Annotated in this window: 11 protein-coding genes; 2 read left to right on the forward strand and 9 right to left on the reverse strand. The window is 34.5% G+C overall.

Annotation, left to right across the window (positions count from 1 at the left end; all coding sequences use genetic code 11):
• Positions 1–15: 15 nt before the first annotated feature.
• Both JJJ02_RS08875 and JJJ02_RS08880 read right to left on the reverse strand, forming a co-directional pair.
• Positions 16–981: a TcaA NTF2-like domain-containing protein gene (locus tag JJJ02_RS08875; RefSeq protein WP_239243077.1), complete on the reverse strand. Its 966-nt coding sequence runs from the start codon at positions 979–981 to the stop codon at positions 16–18.
• 136 nt (positions 982–1,117) lie between these two features.
• Positions 1,118–1,801, reverse strand: coding sequence for a CBS domain-containing protein (locus JJJ02_RS08880; protein ID WP_239243078.1), 684 nt, complete (start codon positions 1,799–1,801; stop codon positions 1,118–1,120).
• A gap of 135 nt (positions 1,802–1,936) precedes the next feature.
• Here JJJ02_RS08880 and JJJ02_RS08885 point away from each other — a divergent pair, with 135 nt between their 5' ends.
• Positions 1,937–2,215: a hypothetical protein gene (locus JJJ02_RS08885; RefSeq protein ID WP_099577131.1), complete on the forward strand. Its 279-nt coding sequence runs from the start codon at positions 1,937–1,939 to the stop codon at positions 2,213–2,215.
• Positions 2,216–2,257: 42 nt separating this feature from the next.
• On the opposite strand, the gene JJJ02_RS08890 is transcribed toward JJJ02_RS08885, so the two are convergent.
• The 6 genes from JJJ02_RS08890 to JJJ02_RS08915 all read right to left on the reverse strand — a co-directional run bounded on the left by JJJ02_RS08890 (position 2,258) and on the right by JJJ02_RS08915 (position 7,332).
• On the reverse strand, positions 2,258–3,214 hold the full coding sequence (locus JJJ02_RS08890; protein ID WP_239243079.1) for a cation diffusion facilitator family transporter: 957 nt from the start codon (positions 3,212–3,214) through the stop codon (positions 2,258–2,260).
• Positions 3,215–3,226: 12 nt separating this feature from the next.
• Positions 3,227–3,727, reverse strand: a complete 501-nt coding sequence (locus tag JJJ02_RS08895; RefSeq protein WP_240838533.1) for a DinB family protein — start codon at positions 3,725–3,727, stop codon at positions 3,227–3,229.
• 351 nt (positions 3,728–4,078) lie between these two features.
• The gene (locus JJJ02_RS08900; protein WP_255724832.1) at positions 4,079–5,020 is read right to left on the reverse strand and encodes a nucleoside hydrolase; all 942 of its coding nucleotides are present in this window, start codon (positions 5,018–5,020) and stop codon (positions 4,079–4,081) included.
• Between the two features lie 100 nt (positions 5,021–5,120).
• Positions 5,121–5,372: a hypothetical protein gene (locus JJJ02_RS08905; protein ID WP_099577123.1), complete on the reverse strand. Its 252-nt coding sequence runs from the start codon at positions 5,370–5,372 to the stop codon at positions 5,121–5,123.
• 69 nt (positions 5,373–5,441) lie between these two features.
• Positions 5,442–6,152 carry an excalibur calcium-binding domain-containing protein gene (locus JJJ02_RS08910; protein WP_240838535.1) on the reverse strand — a complete coding sequence of 237 codons (711 nt, stop codon included), beginning with the start codon at positions 6,150–6,152 and terminating at the stop codon, positions 5,442–5,444.
• A 19-nt stretch (positions 6,153–6,171) separates the two neighbouring features.
• Positions 6,172–7,332, reverse strand: coding sequence for a Rho termination factor N-terminal domain-containing protein (locus tag JJJ02_RS08915; protein WP_240838538.1), 1,161 nt, complete (start codon positions 7,330–7,332; stop codon positions 6,172–6,174).
• A gap of 266 nt (positions 7,333–7,598) precedes the next feature.
• On the opposite strand from JJJ02_RS08915, the gene JJJ02_RS08920 reads away from it, so the two are divergent.
• Complete coding sequence (locus JJJ02_RS08920) at positions 7,599–8,480, forward strand: 3-hydroxyacyl-CoA dehydrogenase (protein WP_240838541.1); 882 nt, start codon at positions 7,599–7,601, stop codon at positions 8,478–8,480.
• A 47-nt stretch (positions 8,481–8,527) separates the two neighbouring features.
• Here JJJ02_RS08920 and JJJ02_RS08925 read toward each other — a convergent pair.
• A partial coding sequence (locus JJJ02_RS08925; protein WP_240837646.1) for an IS3 family transposase occupies positions 8,528–8,756 on the reverse strand: 229 nt, incomplete at its 5' end.

Raw genomic sequence — 8,756 nt, forward strand, 5'->3', positions numbered from 1 at the left:
TTGTAGGGGCACCACTTATTTTAGTTTTTCAACATATTCTACTTCTTTTTTATTTGTTGATAAATGAAATGCAACTTTCACATTACCTGATTCATTCTCATAGATAACGCGCGGGTCATTAGTATTTTCTAAAAATTCTTTATTAGGTTGCCCGTAGAATGCAAGAACATCCTGATACAACATGTATGGAGGTACAATGATCATATCCTGTGCCGTTTCGGCACCTGTACTCTTATCGTCTAATTGTTTATTAAAATTGATACCGGCATTGCCGAAGATGTAATATTTCTTTTGGTTAATCGTTGTATGATCTGAGAAGTCTCCAAACTTATCCTTAATCACCTGGAAACTCATTTGTTCAGAAATACCGCCAACAAATCGATTATTATCTACGAAAAATTCATTTTTAAAATTTGTAGATAAAACATCGATAACAACACCGTTGCCCTTTGTATTTTTTTGAGCTTGTGATTTATCGTTAACCTTAAGTTCGCTATTATTCACGTCTGAAATTTGTGTGATCATCATTTGCTTTAATGAAGGATCATAGGCAAAGTGAAAAACAGTTTCAGAGTATGTTCTGCCGTTCGTTGCGTAATTAGATATTTCTTTACCCACAAGTGCAACATATTCATCTTTTTGCGTTGTAATCTTATCAATTGTAGTACTATATACTTCCATATTTGTATAATTCCCACTGCTAATTTCTTTCTTCAATTCTTTTTCAGCGATTGAGCCTTCTTTTACAGTGGATTTGAGGAGATTGTAATTACTTTTATTATATGCATCTGCATAGCGATCAAAAAAGTGTTTCACTGCTGAATTGACCAGCATAATATCATCTTTTTTCGATCCAGACCATTGGTATAGATATTGAGATTTTCTTGCACTTTTTGCACTGATGATTTTTTCTTCCTGGTTACTGCAACCTGTTGTAAACAATAAAAATACACACGCTAGTACGCCTAGTATATATTTCAAATCCCTCACCCAATCTATTATGTTATCTTCTTCATTATATGTTATGTCGAATGAATTTGAAATATTTATTTTACAATATTATCTATATGAAATAAAATTAACTATTATTTTCATTTCATGATAAATCTAATTTAAATTAATTTAATAAATCGTATAAAGTAATTAATCCAATAAGTTTTCCATCTTTATTACCCGTGTCTGTAATCAAGACCGCTTCTAACTTTTCATTCTGTTCATTGTAAGACTTAAACATACTTACAACTTCCATTTCGGTTGCACCTTCTCCAACAAATGCAGCACGTTCTTTCTGTTCATATGTCATTACTTCAGACAATTTAATTGTACTGATATCTTTCTGATGATTTGCGGCAAAATATCGGGTAATACCTGATTCAGTAAGTAAACCTACATAAGTCTTGCCATTATATATCGGAAACTGAGTGAACTTAGAAGTATTAATTTGAGATAGCACTGTTGTAAGCAAATCATTAATATGGAACGTTACAACCTTTTTCGTTGCTTTTTCAATGGCACGCGTCGGATGTAGCAGCATTTCTGCAATAAGTTCAATTTCCTTTACGACGTCTTCATGTGGTTCTGCGATAACGCGATTGTCACCAAGTCTTGTATTGTGAACAATCGCATTACGTAATTCAGCGAACTGTTTCAGATCATCTTTATACTGTGCTACAACCTTATCTTTTAAGACGGCGTAATCGACTAATCGTGAAAATGATGTATAGCCTTTATTTAAATTATACTGCGTTAAATATCTTTCAATCGTATTAAAAGCATTCAGAAATTTCTCTGCTGTAGTCATAATAAACCTCCTGATTTAAATCATACAATTTAATATCAATTAGAACTTAATTATTATTTTTTTATATAATTAATTATTGTATTATTCAAAGAATTTACATGGTATATTTAATTTAATATGAAAGGGGGATACATATTGAATGCGCTAAACAACTACGAAATCTTCGACCGCTTTAATCATAGATGGACATGTTCTATTTACCAGAATGACATGTATCATGAGGCCCCTTCATTTATGCGTCTCCGTTGTAGAAAACTCAATTATGATCGTATTATGGAAACAAATAATGATGAATTGACATTATTACGTCTTCTACGCTACATTACCCTTTATTTAGATGAGTTACAATATATAAGCCATAATGTATATAGATTATCAGATGTATCACCTATTCCAAAAGATCAGCTATTATAATTAACTAAAAAAAACCGTGTACAGCAATTGCTGCACACGGTTTTATTCGTGATGTTTAACCTCTTCAAAATATGCATTGTCCGGATTATTTTTCTCCAGATGTTCGATTTGAAGGGTTGAGTGTTTTAAATTGTATTTATCAGCTAAAATCATTGAGAGTTCATTGATGACCTGGTAGTTCTTATCATCTGTTGAAGGTTCAACAACAACGTGCGCTGTAATTGATGGATGATCAGTTGTAATCGACCATAGATGGAATTCATGTACATCAACAACTGCCGGATGATTTTTCATCGTCTGGATGATTTCATCAGTATCTAATCCGTCTGGCACACGCTCCATTAAAATCCCCCAGGTATTTTTACAAATCTTATATCCTCCGCGGAAGATGATGATTGAAATGATAATACTTAAAATTGGGTCAATTAAAGTCCAATGCGTAAAGTAGATGATGATCACTGCAACAATAACGCCTACTGAATTTAATAAGTCTCCAATAAAATGCCAAAGCGCACTTTGCACATTGATATTGTCTTCACCTTTTAATGAACGGGTTAAAATGATGGTTAAGATAATATTGACGATAAGTCCGATTGTAGAAATGATAAGCATTAATTTTACATCAACTGTTTGCGGATGTAAAATACGCATAATCCCTTCGTATGTGATTCCTAATGCAATGACGATAAGCGCTAAACCGTTAAGTAATGCTGCTAATATTTCTAAACGTAAATATCCAAATGTATATTTAGCTGTCGGTGCTTTTGAAGCGAAGTAAATGGCAAGCATTGATAATCCTAATGCTAATACATCACTCATCATATGCATCGAGTCAGACAGTAATGCAAGTGAGTTAGATAATATCCCTCCGACAATTTCAACGATTGTGAAGAATAATGTAATGTAAAGTGACGCCCATAGTGTGCGTTTTGAACCTTGCTGATGTTTTAAATGTTCAACGTGATGAAAGTATGTTGGACTTTCTAATTGTTTTCTCATAAAATTTATCCCCTAGTCATTGTTCATTATAAGTTGGTACATTGTTTTGAGTTGCCCTAAGTGTAGTGTCATATGATTGGCAGCAAATTCGATATCGTCATTCTTAATACTTAGTTCACCACGATCGCAAATACCACCAAGCAGACGTTTTGTCTGTATAGTGAGCAATAGTTTTAACGTATCGAAAGAAGGAATATCTTCATCAAAGTCATCAGGACTCGTTCCGGATTTAAAGTATTTTGCTAATCCGGCAATTTCAGTATTAACATCGTTCGGTATTAAACGATATTCATTTTCTACAATGACATGTCCAACCATCCAGTAAATATTGTTTGGTAGTCCGTCGATTGTCGTCCTCGCTTCAGCTTCTGTAATCGGCTTGACCAGTTCGGTGATTTGCTGTTCGTGATGCACATATTCCTCACCTACAGTACCACGTACGCGATCATCAACACCTAAAACAGTTAACATATCGTTTGTTTTTCCCTGTTTTCTCTTGAATATATTAAACATTATCGTTCTCCTATGCATTTTTTATTTAGTGTATCAAGTAAAAATGTATTGTGCTACATTATTGTACTGATAACGATTATTAGTAATTAAGTATATACAAAACAAGTCCGATATCTTATCGATATCGGACTTGTTTATTGGTGATGGATGGACGAAATTGGTGATCCCCCAATTTCGGGCGGGATTTTGTTACTGAAATTGGTGATCCCCCAATTTCGGGTGGGATTTTGTTGCTGAAATTGGTGATCCTCCAATTTCGGGCCGGATTTTGTTGCTGAAATTGGTGATCCCCCAATTTCGGGCGAGATTTTGTTGCTGAAATTGGTGATCCTCCAATTTCGCAACCTCTTTCTATTTCACTTTCTTCGCAAGATCTGTAATGTAGTTAAAGAAACCGTCATGATCAACGTCATATACGACATTTACTGGTCTTCCATTTTCCATTTCATACGTTCTACCTTGACTTGGCCCTTCAGTATAAACACCTGATAATATTTCTTTGGATTTTACAAGTTCAGGTTTACCGACAGATGCTGTTGTTAACACATCCCATAAGAAATATGTTGAATTCGTTATAAAATGAACTAATGGCGGTACAACTGCATAGCTCACACCTAAGAAATCAACACCTGGATATTTACGTTCGTTCGCCCACATTTGACGAATTGCAGGTGTAAGTGGTACTTGATTTGTACTTTCCAGCGCTACCATATCAATCTTGATATCAGCATCAAACACGACACCTACCGCTTCAGGATCCCAGTAAGCATTCCATTCAGCAGTTCCGTCATGTTCAGGTTCATGTACGTTACCATCTGGTAAATACGTACCACCCATCCAGACAAGTTTTTCGATTTTTTCAGTAATCTTCGGTTCTGTCTTTAATGCTTCAGCTAAATCTGATAATGGACCAGTAAATAATAAAGTCGTCTTTTCTTTTTCTTTCATCACCGCATTGATTAAGTGTTCGTGTGCTGGAACATCAGATAGTGGTGCGTCAATTGAACCTTTTTCATTCAGAATTGGTAGTGCATCCATAAAGAATGCATGCATACGCCAGTCTTTCGGAAAAGGATTTTTACCGCGAATGATTGACTTTGCCGTTTCTAATTTACCATCGCCAAAGCGGTCAATAATCTTTCGTGATGCATAAGTTGCCGGCTCAATATAGCAATCCGCGTCTATAACACTCACACCTGTTAACTTTACAGAATCCATCTGTAACAATAAAAATAGTGAAATTAAATCATCCACGCCACCATCGTGATTAAAATACACATTTGTTTGCTTCATAATAAAAAGACTCCAATCTATTTAATAATATTCCTCATTATAAGATGAATAAGGAACTTATTTCAATAGCATTGAAGTCTTATTGATGACAATTTATATATTATCCGAAATAAAGTGCTGCAAATAATACAAGCAATATAAAATCAAAGATATGACGGAACATATTCTCACGCCATGCGTTGCGGTCTAAACTATCCAGTAGTCCAAGTACGAGTAAAGCTGCAAATGAACATACGATTAACATATTAAAGTTCATATCTGTAATTAAACGGATGATGATTAATGCTACAACGGCAATATTTAATATATTATACATGCGACCCCAAACTGTTGTTTCTCCAGTTCTATTCAAGTTGTTCACCTCTAAATGTTTGTTACGATACACTATAACATCAAACGCTATGTTGCTCTAGTTATACGCTTATCTCGGTCGAGATTCGCACCCTATTCCATCTCCATCTCTGTCCAAGTCACGACTATATCCTGCATCACTACTTCGAATTGGACGTCCTAATGCATTCCATACGTCTCGACAATTACCGTAATAAGCGCTTGTAATTCTGGCTGGCGGTGGTGTGACTGTAGTGCGAGCAACTGGCTTAGCAACTGCTTTAGCAGGTAGTTGCTTCATTTGAATTTGATAGACCAATTCTTTCGTATTGATTGACTTGGTATATACTGTTAACGCACCGTATGAATAATACTTCACGCCCCCAGATAGTGTTGAAGCTTTCTTTGCACCTAATACATTTCGGACTGCATTCATATCATATTTAGGTGTAGCATCTTTGATTTTAATAAGTGCTATCGGTCTATGAGATGAAGACATTGTGCCATATGTTGTTGCAATTAATTCATTATATTTACCATATGTGTATTCAAAGTTCTTTCTATTGTTAAACGTTACTGTCTTTTTATACTTCTCTGCACCCCAATTGCTAGTCATCGCAATCTTCGTTGTTCCAAGTCCTACTTTATAATACTTGTAGTTACCCGCTTTTAATTGATTTAATATTTTAGCATCTGTAAGTTTTGGCATCGCCATATCTTTTGATTTAAAACTGTACGCCTCTGCTGTTGAAAAACTTGTTGCAATCATCGTTACTGATAATGCTGCTAATAATTTCTTCATTACTTCATCCCCATCCCAATTATTGTTTATTCAATCTTGCTACGTGTGCTACGTTTCTGTTTTTACCGCGTTTCTTCGTTTTTCTTTTTACTTGTACTGGTTTCTTCTTTTTCACTGTTTGTGCTGGTGCCTGTCGTTGAACCTGAGATTGTCCTTGTTCAATATGGACTTTACTTTGTACTTCATTGCGCGTATGTCCGTTTAGCGTCCATAATCTTGCTGTATTTAATGCAGCTGCAATAAGTTCAGTGAGCTTTTCACGATCATCAAACTTAACGAAACCATTCTGCTCTACGTTATCAATATGTAATAGAATTTGTGCAGGTGTTTCGTTAGCACGTAGTCCAAACAGGATTGTATTAACAATTAATTTCCCTGTGTCTGTTCCCTGGAAATCTTCAGTGATTCCTGCTTCGATATATTCAACTAAATGCTTAATTTCTTGCGTCGGCTCAACATAGAAGTGTTCTGTATATAATTTATAATCTTCATATTCAGGAATATAATAATCTTTTTGTTCGGTTAATGCTTTTAAATCGATATCAATATTGCTAAGCTCTTTATGTTTAACACTGCCACCTTTAATCAGCGCTTCGTACTCAGGAATCACATCAATAAGCTCTTCACGGATTTCATCTTCAGTCATTTGTACATTAAAATATCTTTCTTTTAACACTGCTAAATGCTTCAACGTTACAAAGCCATATAAATTCAATGCGCTGCGATAAAAATGAATCTTATCAATTTCTTCTTTAAATACTGGATGTGCTTGTTTATATTTAATAAAATGCGCTTTTACATCTTTCGGAATGAACAATAACTCAGTATCATCTGCATAAAATAAGAAAACTTCATCCGGTATATCATGATGATATACCATGTAGTTCTTCTCTTGTGCAGTAATATCATCTAACACGACTTTAAAATCACTATCATATGTTTTTAGAATCTTATCCAGCATTTGATCATCTGCAAAATAAGCTTCGGTAATTAAGCTGATTAAATCTTCTTTATTTTTAGAAGAGTAACCTTTAATCCCCAGGTTACGACATATATTTTTTAACGCTTCTTTAGATAGCGCTGATAGATACATATCAAGTGTATTGTTATTAAATTTTTCAGCTACTAATTTCTTTTTTTCTTCTTGTGCTTTGATGTCGATATTTAACTCGTTTGTCATAGTAAATCCCCCACGGTTCTAAAAGTTGTTGCTATCCTGTTTAAAAGCATTTATTTTTATTTATATTTATTCTATTTTACCAGTGATTAAGTAAAAATTAAACTTTCTAATTTAACATATACATACATTTTAAATGTTTAAACAACATATTTATGATATTGTCACAATTCATTCCATCCAATATTTTGAAATGGTTGTATAATAAAGATGAGAATAATAGTAAAAATCGGGTATTCCTGCTCAATAAAATCTAAGGAGCTGTTCATATGAAAAATGTAAGTATCATCGGTGGCGGAGTATTGGGTAGCCAAGTGGCATTTCAAAGTGCATTCTTTGATTGCAATGTTGTCATGTATGCAAGAACTGAAGACTCAGCTAAACGTATTCAGGAGAAGTTAGCAAAGCTTGTACCGATTTACGGTGCTTATTTTAATAATCCCGAAAAAGCGCAAACTGCACATGATGCCATTAAAATTTCTATGGATATGTCTGAAGTCTTGGCTGATAGCGACGTAATGATTGAGTCTATCGCAGAAAACTTAGAAGCTAAACAAAAGTTGTATGAAAGCATCCAGGGTATCGCACCAGAGAAAACCATCTTCTTAACAAATTCTTCAACGATGATGCCAAGCGCTTTTCGTGATTTTACAGACCGTCCAGATCGCTTTTTAGCGTTGCACTTCGCTAATTCTATCTGGCAAAATAATATCGCAGAAGTAATGAGCCACGATACAACAGATCCAAAATACAATCAAATTGTGATGGAATTTGCGAAACAGATTAACATGGTACCGATTCTAGTTAAGAAAGAACAACCTGGCTATATATTAAATTCTTTACTTGTGCCATTATTACAATCAGCTGAAATGTTACTTGCAAATGGTGTCGGTGACGTTGAAACAATTGATAGAACATGGATGATTGCAACAGGTGCTCCAGTCGGCCCATTTGCTATGTTAGATGTTATTGGTCTCACTACTGCTTACAACATCTCATTACAAGCTTCACTGAAAAACCCTCATTTACAAGGCGTCACTGATATGTTAAAAGCATATATCGATGCCGGTAAACTAGGTGTTGCAACAGGAGAGGGGTTCTATAAATATCCAAACCCTAGCTATAAAGCATCAGACTTTCTAAAAGGATAAATGCTTCACAGCCGAACTGTAGTGAACCCAAAAAGTTGAACTTTTTATTAAGCTACTTTCATTAAAGCAAGATTTCTGTATTCTACAGGAGTCTTGCTTTTTAATTTTCTCTTCTTTCTGACGAAATTATAATATTCCATATAATCATTAATTTCCTCTTCTAACTCATCATACGAATCAAATGATTCACCATAAAACATTTCTTGTTTCAATATTCCAAAGAAATTCTCCATTGGAGAATTATCTAGACAATTACCTTTTCTAGACATGCTTTGA

The sequence above is a fragment of the Macrococcus sp. PK genome (assembly GCF_022501545.1).
Lineage (GTDB): Bacteria > Bacillota > Bacilli > Staphylococcales > Staphylococcaceae > Macrococcoides > Macrococcoides epidermidis.

Coding starts and splice junctions, on each gene's coding strand:
- JJJ02_RS08900 (WP_255724832.1), bottom strand. CDS start 5,020: ATGAAGCAAACAAATGTGTATTTTAATCACGATGGTGGCGTGGATGAT.
- JJJ02_RS08890 (WP_239243079.1), bottom strand. CDS start 3,214: ATGAGAAAACAATTAGAAAGTCCAACATACTTTCATCACGTTGAACAT.
- JJJ02_RS08920 (WP_240838541.1), top strand. CDS start 7,599: ATGAAAAATGTAAGTATCATCGGTGGCGGAGTATTGGGTAGCCAAGTG.
- JJJ02_RS08895 (WP_240838533.1), bottom strand. CDS start 3,727: ATGTTTAATATATTCAAGAGAAAACAGGGAAAAACAAACGATATGTTA.
- JJJ02_RS08880 (WP_239243078.1), bottom strand. CDS start 1,801: ATGACTACAGCAGAGAAATTTCTGAATGCTTTTAATACGATTGAAAGA.
- JJJ02_RS08915 (WP_240838538.1), bottom strand. CDS start 7,332: ATGACAAACGAGTTAAATATCGACATCAAAGCACAAGAAGAAAAAAAG.
- JJJ02_RS08910 (WP_240838535.1), bottom strand. CDS start 6,152: ATGAAGAAATTATTAGCAGCATTATCAGTAACGATGATTGCAACAAGT.